Below are 16,091 nucleotides of genomic sequence, written 5' to 3' on the forward strand. Positions count from 1 at the left end.
GGTGCTCTACCACTGAGCTACTTCCGCATGAACGTTGACAGCGATCACCGAAACGGCGACGTTTGTCGGCACCCTTTGTAAATATTTTTTACAAATCACAAGTGCTTAATCATCTTACCACAGAGTATAGCAATTGTCAAGATTTTTTAGAAATGAAAATCTGAAGCCCTTGCAAAGGCCGCCAAGAAAGGCGGTCTTTGCAGGAATCCTCAGAAAGTTTCCATATTACAGAGCCGATGCTTCACCGATAAATCCGCGCAGTACATTAGGCGTCGCCAGGTTCTTGGTGCCGGCGCCATAGGCTACGGTATGGTAGATGAAATCAGTCGGTCGCTTCCCGGCATGAGCCAGGACTTTGACCAAGGCGGCTCCCGTCGGCGTAACCAATTCTCCCTTAATATCCGTCGAATACCAGGGAATTCCGGCCAAAAGTTCTGCCGTTGCCGGGGCCGGTACGGGCATAATGCCGTGAGCACAGCGGACGAAGCCGCTTCCAGCATGAAGGGGCGACGTGCTGACCTGTTCGATGCCCAAGTAGTTCAGACACCAAACGGTACCGACGATATCCAGGATGCAGTCGATGGCACCGACTTCATGGAAGTGGATGTCTTCGACAGGTACCCCATGCACCTTGGCCTCGGCTTCGGCCAAAGCCTGAAAGACGGCCAGACTCTTGGTCTTGATATCGTCTGCCAGGGGAGAGCCTTCGATGATCTGCGTAATGTCGGCCAGACCGCGATGCTGGTGATGATGGTGGTGACCGGTCATGTCGACGAGGTGCCCCGATGCCGCCCCATGGTCATGGTGATCGTGATGGTCATGATCATGGTCGTGATGATCGTGGTCATGGTGGTCATGATCATGATGGGCGTCGTGCCCTTCTTTTTCCGAATCTAAGAGCACATTATAGTAAACAGCCTGTACGCCGCCCTTATTTTCACTGCGGCACAGGAGTTCATAGCCCGTAAGCTGCAAAGAAGCCATGGCCTTTTGAAAGGCTTCAAAAGGGACGCCGGCCTGGATGAGCATGCCGACGAACATGTTGCCGCTGATACCTGAAAAACAGTCGAGATGTAAGGTTTTCATAGCGAAACTCCTTATTTTAAATTATCGTTCATCATTTGAACTGCCGCATCGAGCATGGTCAGTCCCATAGCCGAACCCATCCCCTGGTCGAGGTTCTGTTCGAGTTCGACGAAAGGTTTGAGTCCCAATTTCTTCATCTGCATCTGATGGACCGGTTCTTGATATTGGGCTGACGGGCAGACATAGTCATCGACCGTCGGGCACAAGGCGCGGGCCAAGAGGACGGCCGCCCCGGTCACGGCGTTATCAAAGACGACGAGCATATGGCAGCGAGCTGCCGACAAGATGCAGCCGACCATGGCCGCAATGTCCGGGGACCCGGCACGGCGCAGCAAATCCAAGGGATCTTTCGGATCGAAATTCATGTCCTCGATGACCCGTTTCAACGAATCCAGCTTTTGGCCGGACGTCATGGTCGCCGGAAGGTCTTCCAACTGGCCACGGAAAAAGGCCGCCGTTACGATAAAGGCCGTGAGCAGTGCCCGTTCACCGAGATTGCCAAGACCGATGGCCGTATAGCCTTCTTCAGCCAGGTTCTCACCAAGCTGCAGGCCGCTGAACAGGGCATCCATCATTTCATCTTCACTCATGGCGTCCCGGCGGGCCCAAAAATGGCTGCCGTGCATGACTTTCAGATTCTGGACGCCTTGTGATTCAGCCAGGTCTTCTTCTAAGCCCATGTCGAGGAGCATGACGCCGGCTCCGATGCGGTGGGCGACCTTGTTGATGGCGCCTTTTCCGCCGGCGATTTCCAAGGCATCGGCCTTACTGGTCTTGCCCTGGGTCTTATTTTCCCCACCGTCGACAGCATGATCGGCCGCAAAGATAGCGATGGCTTTCTGCAGCTTTTCCGGATGAAGGGTCTGCTGCACGCCGGCGATGCGTCCCGCCAGATAAGATAATTTGCTGTCCTGCCGGATCGTCAGGCTGGCCAGGCGCTGGTAGCACTCAGCCGCCTTGGCCAAATCCATCGGTTCAATGGCATTTATAATTTGTTCTAATACGGGATCCATACTTCCTCCATAAAAGACAGTCATCGTCTCACCATGCCGGAGTATCTCCTATGACAAACGATGTGTATATATTAAATATTTCTTTATAATGACTTACCGAATTCATCGGTGTCGAGGATGGCTTTTTTGAAAGCTTCCTTCGTCATCGGCGTCGGAACGCAGGTCCATTCACGAAGGGCCGGTGCGGCATCGACGACGGCGTCGATTTCATCAGCCTTGATATCTAAGGCGGCCAGGGTCGTCGGGTAGTTGCATTTCTTATAGAAGGCAGCCACTTTATCCCGCAGTTCGAACTGCTTATCGTAGGTCAAGAGGACCAAGACGCCGAAGGAAACCGTTTCGCCGTGAAGATGGCCTTCGACGACCTGAGGAAGGACGGTCGAAGCATTGTAGAACATGTGCGCCAAGGACGAATTGTAGTAGTATTCTTCGCCGCCCGTCGTGCAGTTAGAGACAAGACCGGTGCTGATAACGATGTCCAATACGACCTGCTGCAGTTCATAGGTGATCTGGTTGGCCTTGAAGTCTGCCAGTGCCTTTTCGCCGTACTGCAGGAGCGGTTCGGTACAGGTCTTACCGATAGCCCGGCCCAAGAGGACGGTGTGGAAGTGTTCCGCAGCCCGACTGGCAAGTTCCGATTCACATTCCTTGCTCATGGCATCGCCAATGCCGGCCCAGAAGAATTTAAACGGCGAATCGGCGATGACTGCCATATTGATGAAGGTGTGAACCGGCGGCTGGTCGAGATAATAGTAGCCGGCAAAGGACTTGTCTTCTTTATACATAACCGAAATAGCCGTCGACGGAGCGCAATTCGATGCCAGCGTCGGGAAAGCAAAGAAAGCCTTATCGGCTTTATCGGCAACGACTTTGCCCGTATCGATGGCCCGGCCACCGCCGACGCCAAAGACGAGGTCCGCGTCTTGAACGGCTTTTTCCTTCAACAGGCGGTCGACGTGTTCAAAGGTGGCATCGTCGCCGTACCAAAGGACGTCGAGGACTTCGAGATCCGTCTTGGCAATGGCATCGAGGAGCGGCTGCTTCGCCTTGGACAGAGCCGTCTTACCGCCGATGATGACGACTTTCTTCCCGAAGTGTTTAGTAATCTTACCGATGGCATCATAAGCGTGAACACCGATGGTAAAGGCCGGAAGGACCAGGGTATATTCAGATTTAGACATTCTAAAACCTCCTATATTATATGATAATAAGTTCAAAAACTATGGTTATTATAGCATTGTCCTTTGCTTATGAAAAGCCCGCCTCAATGGGCCCGCTTGCTTCGTAATACATATGAAAAATATATATGTAGGTTTCGTTACAAATCACTTTTAGTAATTTTAATCAATATATAGATATCTACATCTTATAAAAATCAATATATGGTATAAAAAGTCCAAACATACGTTATCGTAATTTCATTATGTCTTTTGGGTTATAAGGAATGGTTTTCTATTCCCAAGGCGAATCTTGTTTTTTAATCCAAAAGGATATATAATGAGGTAGCTACGAAAATAGCAAAAAATTTCAATGTGCCATTTACTTTTTTCCAAACTCATCTAATTGGCATTATTTTGCTTTATAAGGATAAAGATATAGGCACACCACATCCAAAGGAGGTTCTTTCTGTATGAACGGTTTATATCTCGTCATTATTTCTGCCCTCGTATTCGTACTGGCATACCGTTTTTACGGCGCTTTCATCGCCGCCAAGGTATTGACCTTGAACCAGTACAAAGTTACGCCGGCCTTCCGTTTTGAAGACGGTCACGACTACGTTCCGACGAACAAATACGTCGTATTCGGTCATCATTTCGCAGCCATCGCCGGTGCCGGTCCGCTGGTCGGTCCGGTCATTGCCGCCCAGTTCGGTTATCTGCCCGGTGCCTTGTGGATTCTCATCGGCGGGGTCCTCGCCGGTGCCGTCCATGACATGGTCATCCTCTTCTGCTCCATGCGTTACGACGGCAAGTCCATTGCCGAAATCGCCAAAGCACAGATCGGTGACAAAACAGGTTTGGCAACATCCTTTGCCGTCTTGTTCCTCAACATCCTCTGTATGGCCGGCATGGCCGTCGTCATCGCCAACGCCCTGCACGACAGCCCCTGGGGTACGTTCACCATCGGCATGACCATTCCTATCGCCATCTTCGTCGGCATCTACATGCAGTTCCTGCGCCCCGGCAAAATCAAAGAAGGTACCATCATCGGTGTCGTCTTGACCCTGCTTGCCGTCGTCGCCGGCCCGGCCGTCCAGGCTTCGCCGACCTTGGCTCCCCTCTTTACCATTAATGCTACAGGCATTTCCGTCGCCCTCATCATTTACGGCTTCATCGCAGCTGCCCTTCCGGTTTGGCTGCTCCTGGCACCGCGTGATTACCTTTCGACGTACATGAAGATCGGTACCATCGGTGCCTTGGCCCTCGGTATCATCATCGTTGGCCCTAACATCCAGATGCCGGCTATGACTCAGTTCACCGCCGGCGGCGGCCCGGTCATCACCGGTGCTGTCCTCCCGTACATCTTCGTTACCATCGCCTGCGGCGCTATCTCCGGTTTCCACTGCATGATCGCAACCGGTACGACGCCGAAAATGCTGATGAACGAACGCTCGGTCCTGCCCGTCGGCTACGGCGCCATGGTTACGGAATCCTTCGTCGCCATGATGGCCCTCATTGCTGCCTGCTCCTTGGTACCGAATGATTACTTTGCCATCAACTCTTCTGCCGCTCATTTCCAGGCTCTCGGCATCCAGGTCGTCGACCTGCCGCACCTGAGCAACATGGTCGGTGAAGACGTCGCCCATCGTCCGGGCGGTGCCGTTTCCCTGGCTGTCGGCATGGCTTATATCTTCTCGAACCTGCCGGGCCTCGATCACCTCATGAACTACTGGTACCACTTCTGCATCATGTTTGAAGCTTTGTTCATCATGACCATCATCGATGCCGGTACTCGTGTCGGCCGTTATATGCTCCAGGAACTCGTCGGCCGCGTATGGCCTAAGTTCGGCGATCCGAACTGGAAACCCGGTGCCATCATCGCTTCGGCTTTGATCTGCGGCGCATGGGGTTATCTGGTCCTCAACGGCAACCTGTCCACCATCTGGCCGATCTTCGGCGTATCGAACCAGCTCTTGGCTATCATCGCCCTTTCGATTTCGTCGGTTGTCCTCTGCTCCATGGGCAAGGCTCGCTACCTCTGGGTAACGGCGATCCCCTGGGCTTTCCTGATGGTCATGATCTTCTGGGCTGACTACCTCAACATCTTCGAAATTTACCTGCCGAAGGGTGAATGGACGATGTTCACCGTTTCCATCATCATGGCCCTGTTGGTCATCATCGTCGCTGTCGGCGCCGTCCGCAAGTGCATCTACCTGGCAAAGACGGTACCTGCCAACTACGATACCTCGGAAATCGTTGAATCCGAAGAATTGAAACACCTGCAAGAATTGGTTAAGACCGATAAAGCTGCACAGCGTTTCCAAGAAATGACTGTCGCCCATCATTAATCAAATAGCATCAAAGGCACTGTTTTCATAAACAGTGCCTTTTTTATTTAACAATGGCCGTCATATATTAAGGGAATAACCTTTAAGAAATTATATTATTCAGTATATCATTACTTTTTTTCATATATATTTCATACTCTTTACTATAAGTAACTTGAATTTTTCATCTCTTTAAACTATAGTAGGTATATAGTAAACGACATATACAACATTTATAATTAACAAAATTTCAATTGAACTGTAACACAAAAGATTTATCCGGATGGACTGAGGATGTGGCGTTGCATCCAATTACAATATTCCTCATCAAATGCGGCAAACTCGATGAGATCCAAACTCCCCATCACCTGCATTACATCAAATTTATGCTAATCCTACCAACGCCTGTTTTGTAAGCGACCTTCGCTTCACGAAATAAATCTGATAAGGAGGGAATCTTTTATGAATGGTTTGTATTTAGTTATCATTTCTGCCTTAATATTTGTACTGGCTTACCGTTTCTATGGTGCTTTTATTGCCGCAAAAGTACTGACCGTTAACCAGTATAAAGTCACACCGGCCTTCCGTTTTGAAGACGGCCACGACTACGTGCCGACCAACAAGTACGTCGTCTTCGGCCATCACTTCGCGGCTATTGCCGGCGCCGGCCCCCTGGTCGGTCCGGTCATTGCGGCTCAGTTCGGTTACTTGCCGGGCGCCCTTTGGATCCTCATCGGTGGTGTCCTCGCTGGTGCCGTCCACGACATGGTCATCCTCTTTGCCTCCATGCGCTATGACGGGAAATCCATCGCCGAAATCGCCAAAGCGCAAATCGGCGACAAAGTCGGCCTGGCTACATCCTTCGCCGTCTTGTTCCTCAACATCCTGGCTATGGCCGGTATGGCCGTCGTCATCGTCAATGCCCTTCACGACAGCCCCTGGGGTACTTTCACGATCGGCATGACCATTCCTATCGCTATCTTCGTCGGCATTTACATGCAGTTCCTGCGTCCGGGCCACATCAAAGAAGGTACCATCATCGGTGTCGCTCTTACGCTTCTCGCCGTCATTCTCGGGCCGTCCGTATCGGCTTCGCCGACACTGGCACCGCTCTTCACCATTAACGCCAAGGGCATTTCCATCGCCCTCATCATTTACGGTTTCGTCGCAGCTGCCCTTCCGGTATGGCTGCTCCTGGCACCGCGTGACTACCTCTCGACGTACATGAAAATCGGTACCATCGGCGCCTTGGCCCTCGGTATCATCATCGTCGGTCCTATGATCCAGATGCCGGCTATGACCCAGTTCGTCTCTGGCGGCGGCCCGGTCATCACCGGTCCGGTTCTGCCTTACATCTTCATCACCATCGCCTGCGGTGCTATCTCCGGTTTCCACTGCATGATCTCCACCGGCACGACGCCGAAGATGCTGATGAACGAACGCTCCATCCTGCCCGTCGGTTACGGTGCTATGCTGACCGAATCTTTCGTTGGCATGATGGCCCTCATCGCTGCTTGTTCCCTCGTTCCGAACGACTACTTCGCCATCAACTCGACAGCAGAACACTTCCAGGCTCTGGGCATCCAGGTCGTCGATCTTCCGCAGTTGAATGCCATGGTCGGTGAAGACGTTGCTCATCGTCCCGGCGGCGCCGTTTCCCTGGCTGTCGGCATGGCCTTCATCTTCTCCAACATCCCTGGTCTCGATCACCTGATGAACTACTGGTATCACTTCTGCATCATGTTTGAAGCCCTGTTCATCATGACCATCATCGACGCCGGCACCCGCGTCGGCCGCTACATGCTCCAGGAACTCATCGGCCGCGTATGGCCGAAGTTCGGCGATCCCCATTGGCTCCCCGGCGGCATCGTCGCATCGGCTCTGATCTCCGGCGCATGGGGTTACATCGTACTCCAAGGCAACCTGTCCACCATTTGGCCGATTTTCGGCGTATCGAACCAGCTCTTGGCCATCATTACCCTGGCCATCTCGACCGTCGTCATCTGCGCCATGGGCAAGGCCCGCTTCGCCTGGGTCACGGTCATCCCCTGGATTTTCCTGACTGTCGTTATCTTCTGGGCTGACTACCTCAACATGTTCAACATCTACCTGCCTAAGCAAGAATGGCTCTTGTTCGGCGTCTCGGCTATCATGGCCATCCTGGTCATCATCGTCAGCGTCGCCTCTGCCCGTAAATGCTTTGAACTTGCAAAGACCGTACCGCCCAGCTACGATACGTCTGAATCGGTAGAAGCTGAAGAATTGAAGCACCTCCAAGAATTGGTTAAATCCGATCCGATTGCCAAACGTTTCAAAGAATTGACAGTCGATCAGCACTAAGACCATTAAAAAAGACTGCCCCTATGACAGCGCCTGAGATGTACATCCTCTCAGGCAGCTGCCGGGACAGTCTTTTTTGTATGCTCTTGTATCGGTAATAAGGCGGCTAGATGACGCCGGTCCCGTCAAAATCGGGGATGAAGTCGTCACTGGCACTCTCTTTTTCCTGGACGAAGCCGTCTTCAATGCCGCTGTCAAAGAGGTACTGTTCGGCCTCATTGTACTCTTCATCGGTCAAGGGACGGTTGATTTCCGGATAGTCTTCCGCCCGGCCGCAAGGCACGTATTGGCGCATCAAACTGAATAATACCTGGCCGTCGTCGAAATGGTTCCGCACCCAGTCGATGACGGCTTTCGTATTGTCGACACAGCCGGGAAGGATGAGGTGACGGATGATGATGCCCTTTTGAAGGATTCCGTCGTCATCGAGCTCATAAGGGCCGACTTGGTCATACATGTGAAGGATGGCTTCGGCAGCTACTTGCGGATAGTCTTCAGCGCCGCTGTATCGTTTGGAAAGTTCCGGGTCGAGATATTTGAAGTCCGGCAGATAAATCTGCACCTTGTCTTTCAATCGATCGATGGTCGCTGCCGATTCATAACCGCCGCAGTTATAGACGACGGGGACCGGCAAGGGTTCGGACAGACTCTCTAAAATAGCCTCCGTATAAGGTGTCGGCGTCACCAGGTTGATGTTATGGGCACCTTTTTCGATAAGTTCACCATAGATGGCCCGAAGCCTTGCCGGCGTAATGGGAAATCCTTTTCTCCCCATGGAGATGATCGAATTCTGACAGAAGCAGCAGCGCAGGTTGCAGCTCGTGAAAAACACCGTTCCCGATCCGCGGGTCCCGCTGATGCATGGTTCTTCCCATTGGTGCAGAGCGGCTCTGGCCACGACGGGTTGGAGCGGCGAATGGCAAAAGCCGGGCATGCCCTTTTCATTCCAAAGCGGGCTGCGGACGACGCCGCAGCGACGGGGACAGTCATTACAAATCGATTCCATAGTCACACCCCTCAATCAAAAATCTTTCCGGGATTTAAAATCCCCTTCGGGTCCCAGGCCCGTTTCAGGGCCTTCATCAATTCCAGTTCGACGGGATCGGTGTACTTTTCAAACAAGGCCTTGCGGGCCTGACCGATGCCGTGTTCGCCGGAAATGGCCCCGCCTAAGCGGTACGCCGCTTCACAGGCCTTATCTTCAAACGCTGCGATGCGGCGGCATTCATCGGCTTCGTCCGTAAAACCCTTGCGAAGGAGGTCTAAGTGAATGTTGCCGTCACCGGCATGGCTGACGCCGCGGAATAAGACGCCCGTCGCCTCACCAACAGACTTTAACTCCGTCATGAAGGGCAAGAGCTTATCCGGCGGCACGACGAAGTCTTCCATAGCCGCAACCGGGCAGTCGGCTGCCGACGCTTCGGTAAAGGCCTTGCGGGCTTTCCAAACTTTTTCGGCATCGGCCATGAATACTTCGACGGCACCCAACGTATGACAGATGTCGTCGATGGCCACACAGTCGTCGTCCAAGCCGTCGTCGCTCTGGCTGTCGAGCTGAATGATCATATAAGCGCCGCCTTTAGGGCAGTTCTGTTTTTCATCGAGCCAGGCCCCGACGACTTCGATGACGTCATAATCCATAAATTCCAGACACGTCGGGGTAATGCCGGCCTTGGGAAGGGCCGTCACCAAGGACAGGGCCTGTTCGGCCGACGGAAAGACGGCCAGTACGTGGGCCGTCGCCTTAGGAAGGGGCACGAGTTTTATGGTCAATTGGGTAATAATGCCCAGCGTCCCTTCCGAGCCGACGACGATCTTTTCCAAAGGATAGCCGGCCGTCATCTTATGGAGCCGTTTACCGAGCTGAGCAATTTTACCCGTCGGCGTGACGACTTCCAGGGCATAGATTTGATCCCGCGTCGTCCCGTATTTAACGGCCCGGTTGCCGCCGGCGTTGGTGGCCCCGTTGCCACCGATACAACAGCTGTCACCGCTGCAGGGATCGCCGGCATAGAGAAGCCCTCGTTTCCCGGCTTCTTTCTGTATCGTCTCGGTAATGACGCCGGCTTCTACGACCATGTACATGGCTTCTTCATTGATTTCCAAAATTCGGTTCATCCGCTCGGTGCTGACCAGAATGCCGCCGCGGCCGTCGACAAGGGCGCCGCCTTCAAGCCCCGTTCCGGTTCCTCGGGGAATGACGGGAATGACGGCTTCGTTGGCCAAGGCCACCACAGCGGCCAGTTCTTCAGCCGTTTCCGGCAACACGACGACGTCGGGCAGAAGTGGCACGGTAAAGGTACCTTCATCGCGACCGTAAGGAATCCGCTTCTCCTCATCGGTCCATACGTATTTTTCCCCGACAATGGCCTGTAACTTCGTTATGACCGCAAGGGTTATCCGATTATACTCCATAGGTGAGTCCTCTCTCATTTTCTTCTCTCAAAAAAACAGAAAGGCCCCGCAGCATGCCGAGCCTTTCCCAATATTACAATAAGAGTCCCCGTAAGAAGGGTACCAACGTAAATTGATAGATTTTCAAAAAGCCAAAGACGCAAAGACCGATAGAGGCCCCGACGATGGCACCATTGATACGAATCCAGGCCAGGTCTTCGCCGACCTTGCTTTCCAGGAACTGGTTGAACCGCTTTTTATCGAACCCGGACAAGACGTCGCGAACGGCGACGGCAATGAGGGAATGTTCATGTTCCAAGATGACGTTAAAAGCCCGTCGGATCTGTTCATCAAGCCAGTCCTTGATTTCCGGATAGGAGCGGCAGTATTCCAAGTAGTGGATGAACTGACCTTCCAGCAAGTCCTTCAGTTCTTCCCGGCCCTGTTCGCCGGTCATGAAATAGTCTTTCGTCGAATGTTCGAGGTCAGCCAGCCACTGCTCGACGGGCAGGGCATCGACGAATTCATTCTGCCAATTCTGGACGCCAAAGGACAACTGACCGTTCATGGAATAAAGCAATACTTCCAATTTCCGGCACAGCCATTCCCGCTGTTCGCCTTCAGCGTGTTCCCATTGATCGAGCCAGTTGAGGATGCCGAGTTTTATATCCTTGGCAATCCGCTGAGTATCGACGATGCCGAGAACCTTGGTCAAGGTAATGCTGGACATGGACGAGTGCTGCGATTCTTCGCGCCACTGAATGATCAGCCGTTCCAAGAGTTTATCGAAATCGTCACTGTTGACGATGCGGCGAATGAGATTGATCATGTCCTGGAACATGGGACTGGTCGGATCTTCAAGCAGCGAAATGAGGCGGTCTTCCAAGAAGCTCACTAAGGGCTGGCGCTTCAAATACAGCCGCAGGTGACCGGCGATGGCCGTCTGGGTTTCGCCCCGCTGAATATGCTGATGAGCCCGCAGTGCCACTTCATAGAGGCCGGTACGGAGTTTTTCCCGTCCCTGAGGGCCGCGCAGCCAGTCGACGGCTTTATCGATAAAGGAAATTTGATAGAGCTTATCCTTCCACATATCGGGCTGGAGCAGCTTTTCCGATATCAGTCTGGCAATCCCGTCGATGATGCGGTCGCGGTGGCGGTATAAAAGTTCGGTATGATAGGGAAATCCCAAGGGTTTTTCAAAGAGGGCCGTAACGGCAAACCAGTCGGCGATGCTGCCGATGAGAGCCGATTGGATGACGAAGAACAACAGCTCTTCCCACACCGATACGTCGTGGGTGTACCACCAAAGGAAGATGGCAATGAAGGCGACGAACGACAAGCCTAAAATGAGATTGGCACGCTGTCGGTAAGTCATAAGATAGCCCCTCCTTTCATGGCGTACATGGCAAGATAAATGACGGCCCCTAAGACGGCGCCGACGAGGGAGCCATTGACGCGGATCATCTGCAAGTCGTACCAAACGCTGTTTTCCAGCTGTTCAGCCAGATACGTCCCGTCATATTTAAGGATTTCGGCTTCGGCCGTCTTGCCGAACCAGAGCTGGAGCCGCTTCAATTCACGGGCTGCAAAAGCCAGTGCCTGACGGTTGATCTGTTCGACCTGTTCCGGATTTTCGTGCCAGCCTTCCAGTTTTTGGACGACGAATTCAGCCGCCGCCGTACAGAAGCGCTTCTGATTGTCCGGATCCTGGACGTAGCGCTGCCAGGCTTCCTGCGTATCCGGGCGCAGCATCAGATGGTTATACATCTTATCTTTATAAGTATCGATGCGCTGACTCCACTCTTCATTGATTTCGATATGTTCAGCCTGCTGCCACAGATAATGGAGGGCTTGCTGACGTTGAAGGGAATTTTCTTCCTTGGCTTCTGCCAAAAGGGTCAGGCATTTTTCCTGCAGCAAACCGGCAACGTGGCTCGGCTGAAAGACTTCCATTTTGATGGCCGCTTTAATAGCCCAGCCCAATAAGATGTTGTGCTTGGCATACTGCCGCAGGGACGCTTCATAAATCTCACCGATATACCCTTTTGTCACGTCGCTCTTGACCACTTGTTCCAAGGCAAAAATCATAAAATCGAGAAAATCCTTGCCCGATTCACCGCGAAGGCTGGCCTTAATGGCCTTGCTCATGACCGGTGCCAAATCGATTTTTTCGACGGCCGATCCGCCGATGCCGGCAAAGGCCTTGACGACAGTCTTCATGTCGACGGTGTACAAAAAGGTGTTTAAAATTTGGCCGAAGATGCGCTCTGCCGATTGGAACCCCTTTTCCGTATGGAGATAATCCAGCGTCGCCCCTAAAATAGGATGACGCTTGAGGACATTATACATATTGGAAACGGTCAAAATCTCCGATTCGATCATGTGCCGCGCCATTTCGGCAATGCGTTCCTTACTGTTGGGAATCAAAGCCGTCTTAAAGGAAATGCCCAAGGGGCGCCGAAACAGGGCCGTAACGGCATACCAGTCGGCAAGGCCCCCGATGAGAGCGGCTCCCGCTAAATGGGTCAAGAGACCTCCTGCAAAAAAGTCTTGGAACGGATAGGCCAACAAGAGAATGATTGCGGCTATGATCAGGATATAATTGGCAATCTGGCTTCGTCTTCCGCCACTTGTATTACTCGCCATAATACCTCCTATTACTCATGGATGATAACGTCATCCCCATCGTGTTTCGGAATCCATAAGGGTACGTCGGGATAAGCCTTTTTAAAAGCGTCAGACGGCGTCCACGGAGTCCCAAAATAATGCATGGGAATAAGACACTTGGTTACGGAAACATCTTTTAAAAATCCGGTGACGCCCCATTCGCGAGCCCCTTCCAGGCGGGCATCGACGGGGAAAAAGGCGATGTCAAAGGTCCTTCCGGCCAGATGCTTCATTTCCCGTTCAAAATTGGCCTTGGCTTCGGCATTGTTTTCATCGGTATCACCGAGCCAGTGCCACCAGTTCAAGTCACCGGCATGGAAAATCTTCAGCCCGTCGGTTTCGACGAGGAAGGATCCGCCTTCATCGGTCGATCCGAACTGGGTGATTTTCGTATCGCCGAGGGTCAGCGTATCATAGAGCTTCATGGCGTGAACCGCCTTGAGTCCGTCGCGCTTTAAAGGAACGTCTTCATTGATGATGTACTGATCGCCGTCGAAGTCGGCAATGCGGCCGTTAAAGTGGTCGTCATGCCAGTGGGTGACGAAAAACCAGACCGGTTTCCGCCGTATCTGGCTGTAAGCCTTGACCGTTCCCGACGGATCTTTGTAGTAATCAAAGACCAGAACCTTGGAATCAGTCTCAACAGAAAAACCACTGTGATTTAAATAGGTAATCTGCGTGCTCATATAATATAACCTCCTTTATCGGGTTGATAAATCATTATGCATAGTCTTTATTATACCATATATGCGCTCCCGATGTACATCGTACCCGCTTCCCTTCCCCGAAATGGGCTCATTTTTTCACCGCCAAAAGAGGTCAAAAAGAGGTTCATCATCGTCATTTTTAATAAATCACCAAATTTGTCATCTTTTTACAAAAATTCTATTGACAAACGGAATGCGAAGGCGTATTATGTTCTCAAACCAAAGACACAAATGCAATGATTGAAACAAGTACACACAGGAAACGGTACAGAGAGTAGGGGTCATTGGCTGAAAGCCCTTATCAAAGTCAACTGTGATGGAATGCCTTCAAGAGCAGGATGATTGAACCGACAGTAGGTCGTCCCGGTTGCCGCCGTTATGGGTATTGAGTGGCAGTCTTCGTACTGCAATCAGAGTGGAACCACGGACCATCGTCTCTGTATGACGAGGTCTTTTTTTTATTCATTTTTCAGACTACAGGAGGGCGCTAAGCCATGTTCAAATCACTTCGCAACGACATTCGCGTCATTAAGGACCGCGATCCGGCGGCCAAGAATACGCTCGAAGTCTTGCTATGCTACTCCGGCCTTCACGCCATTTGGGCTTACCGCCTGGCTCACCGCTTCTACCGGCATCAATGGTTCGTCACTGCCCGGATTATTTCCACCATCGCCCGCTTCTTTACGGGAATCGAAATCCATCCCGGAGCGCAGATTGGCAGCGGCCTCTTCATCGACCATGGCATGGGAATCGTCATCGGTGAGACAACGGTCATCGGCAACAACGTATCCCTCTATCAGGGCGTAACCCTCGGTGGTACCGGTAAAGAAAAGGGCAAACGCCATCCGACCATCGGCGATTATGTCGTCGTCGCCTGCGGGGCCAAAGTCCTCGGTTCTTTTACCGTCGGTGAAGGCGCTAAGATCGGTGCCGGCTCCGTCGTCTTAAAAGCCGTTCCACCACACTCAACAGTCGTTGGTATTCCCGGTCGAGTCGTCGTCCAAAAAGGCAAGCATCTTAAAGGCAGCCACAGCGAACGCGACGTCGACCTCAACCACAATCGCCTGCCCGATCCCATCGAGGATCAGATCGTCGCCCTCAAACGCCAGGTCATGCTCTTAGAACACCGCCTGGAATTGATCGACCAGCGGCAGGATGAGCGATGTCCCAACCAAATGAGGCCTTTAAAATAGTCCTCTGCCTTTGTTGTTCCCCTGTATAGGAAAAGAAATTTCCAACACAGGTCTACATATAATTTATACCGATTCGGTATAGCTTATCATTTACTGTTTATACCATTGCATTCATCGGGGGATGAATCCATACGAAAAGGAGAGATGTATCATGAGTAAAATTTACACGTCTATGTTACAGTTAGTCGGCAACACACCGTTATTGAAACCGGAACGCTACAACAGCGCTGCTGGCATTTCTGCCAATCTGCTCGTAAAACTCGACGCCTTTAACCCGGCCGGCTCTGCCAAAGACCGTATCGCAAAAGCCATGATCGAAGACGCTGAAAAGAAAGGTGTCCTTAAGAAGGGTTCGGTCATCATCGAACCGACCAGCGGCAATACCGGTATCGGCCTGGCTGCTGTCGCCGCAGCAAAAGGCTACCGCGCCATCTTCACCATGCCGGAAACGATGTCCGTCGAACGCCGCAACCTCATCTCCGCTTATGGTGCTGAAATCGTCTTGACTCCGGGGAAAACGGGCATGCAGGGTGCCGTCGATAAAGCCAACGAATTGGCCAAAGAAATTCCCAATTCCTTCATTCCCAGCCAGTTCACCAACCCCGTCAACCCTGAAATTCATCGCCTGACGACGGGTCCGGAAATCTACGAAGATACAGACGGTGCCGTCGACATCTTCTTGGCAGGTATCGGTACCGGTGGTACCATTTCCGGTGTCGGCCAGTACCTCAAAGAAAAGAAACCGTCGGTCAAGATCATCGCCATCGAACCGAAGGATTCGCCGCTCCTCTCCGAAGGCCATGCCGGCCCGCATAAAATCCAGGGCATCGGTGCCAACTTCGTTCCTGAAACCCTCGATACGAAGATCTATGATGAAGTCTTCACGGTCAGCAACGAACAGGCCTTTGAAACGGCTCAGAAATTCACCGAAGCCGAAGGCCTCCTGATCGGTATCTCCGGCGGTGCAGCCCTCTTTGCCGCATCGGAAGTTGCCAAACGTCCGGAAAACGCTGGCAAAACCATCGTAGCCTTCCTGCCGGACAACGGCGACCGTTACCTCACGACGCCGGGCTTCATCCAGCAGAAAGTAAAATAATTCTCACGAAAAAACTAACCAACACCCATCTTGCCAAAAAAATGAACTGCTTTTATAATAAGGGCAGTTCATTTTTTTCATCAAGAAAAAGTGTTATTCACTTGATAA

General features: G+C 52.1%; 12 protein-coding genes and 1 other annotated feature. Of the genes, 4 read left to right on the forward strand and 8 right to left on the reverse strand.

All coding sequences use genetic code 11. The annotated features are described in order from the left end of the window. Nucleotides 1-225: 225 nt before the first annotated feature. From HMPREF3201_RS06580 to HMPREF3201_RS06590, 3 genes are all read right to left on the reverse strand, one after another. Nucleotides 226-1,086 (reverse strand): nickel pincer cofactor biosynthesis protein LarC, encoded by an 861-nt coding sequence (locus HMPREF3201_RS06580; RefSeq protein ID WP_062412300.1) that lies wholly within the window; start codon nt 1,084-1,086, stop codon nt 226-228. A gap of 11 nt (nt 1,087-1,097) precedes the next feature. Further along, a complete protein-coding gene (locus tag HMPREF3201_RS06585) occupies nt 1,098-2,099 on the reverse strand; it encodes a nicotinate-nucleotide--dimethylbenzimidazole phosphoribosyltransferase (protein ID WP_062412301.1) in 1,002 nt (333 codons plus the stop codon). Nucleotides 2,100-2,182: 83 nt separating this feature from the next. After that, nucleotides 2,183-3,280, reverse strand: a complete 1,098-nt coding sequence (locus HMPREF3201_RS06590) for an iron-containing alcohol dehydrogenase family protein (protein WP_062412302.1) — start codon at nt 3,278-3,280, stop codon at nt 2,183-2,185. A gap of 449 nt (nt 3,281-3,729) precedes the next feature. On the opposite strand from HMPREF3201_RS06590, the gene HMPREF3201_RS06595 reads away from it, so the two are divergent. Further along, nucleotides 3,730-5,607: a carbon starvation CstA family protein gene (locus tag HMPREF3201_RS06595; RefSeq protein WP_062412303.1), complete on the forward strand. Its 1,878-nt coding sequence runs from the start codon at nt 3,730-3,732 to the stop codon at nt 5,605-5,607. A 441-nt stretch (nt 5,608-6,048) separates the two neighbouring features. Beyond that, nucleotides 6,049-7,926 (forward strand): carbon starvation CstA family protein, encoded by a 1,878-nt coding sequence (locus HMPREF3201_RS06600; RefSeq protein WP_062412304.1) that lies wholly within the window; start codon nt 6,049-6,051, stop codon nt 7,924-7,926. Nucleotides 7,927-8,032: 106 nt separating this feature from the next. Here HMPREF3201_RS06600 and HMPREF3201_RS06605 read toward each other — a convergent pair whose 3' ends face one another. The 5 genes from HMPREF3201_RS06605 to HMPREF3201_RS06625 all read right to left on the reverse strand — a co-directional run bounded on the left by HMPREF3201_RS06605 (nt 8,033) and on the right by HMPREF3201_RS06625 (nt 13,673). Next, the gene (locus tag HMPREF3201_RS06605) at nt 8,033-8,932 is read right to left on the reverse strand and encodes a radical SAM protein (protein ID WP_062412305.1); all 900 of its coding nucleotides are present in this window, start codon (nt 8,930-8,932) and stop codon (nt 8,033-8,035) included. Between the two features lie 11 nt (nt 8,933-8,943). Beyond that, nucleotides 8,944-10,341, reverse strand: coding sequence for an FAD-binding oxidoreductase (locus HMPREF3201_RS06610; protein WP_062412306.1), 1,398 nt, complete (start codon nt 10,339-10,341; stop codon nt 8,944-8,946). A gap of 73 nt (nt 10,342-10,414) precedes the next feature. Next, nucleotides 10,415-11,695, reverse strand: coding sequence for a DUF445 domain-containing protein (locus tag HMPREF3201_RS06615; RefSeq protein WP_062412307.1), 1,281 nt, complete (start codon nt 11,693-11,695; stop codon nt 10,415-10,417). Continuing rightward, on the reverse strand, nt 11,692-12,966 hold the full coding sequence (locus HMPREF3201_RS06620; protein WP_062412308.1) for a DUF445 domain-containing protein: 1,275 nt from the start codon (nt 12,964-12,966) through the stop codon (nt 11,692-11,694). The genes HMPREF3201_RS06615 and HMPREF3201_RS06620 overlap by 4 nt, the downstream gene beginning before the upstream one ends. A gap of 11 nt (nt 12,967-12,977) precedes the next feature. Then, nucleotides 12,978-13,673, reverse strand: a complete 696-nt coding sequence (locus HMPREF3201_RS06625; protein ID WP_062412309.1) for an MBL fold metallo-hydrolase — start codon at nt 13,671-13,673, stop codon at nt 12,978-12,980. 248 nt (nt 13,674-13,921) lie between these two features. Then, nucleotides 13,922-14,136: a binding site (T-box leader), on the forward strand. A gap of 52 nt (nt 14,137-14,188) precedes the next feature. Here HMPREF3201_RS06625 and cysE point away from each other — a divergent pair. Further along, on the forward strand, nt 14,189-14,887 hold the full coding sequence (gene cysE, locus HMPREF3201_RS06630) for a serine O-acetyltransferase (protein WP_062412310.1): 699 nt from the start codon (nt 14,189-14,191) through the stop codon (nt 14,885-14,887). A 151-nt stretch (nt 14,888-15,038) separates the two neighbouring features. Then, nucleotides 15,039-15,983, forward strand: a complete 945-nt coding sequence (cysK, locus tag HMPREF3201_RS06635; RefSeq protein WP_062412311.1) for a cysteine synthase A — start codon at nt 15,039-15,041, stop codon at nt 15,981-15,983. The last annotated feature ends 108 nt before the right edge of the window (nt 15,984-16,091 follow it).

Source organism: Megasphaera sp. MJR8396C (genome assembly GCF_001546855.1).
Classification (GTDB): Bacteria; Bacillota; Negativicutes; order Veillonellales; family Megasphaeraceae; genus Megasphaera.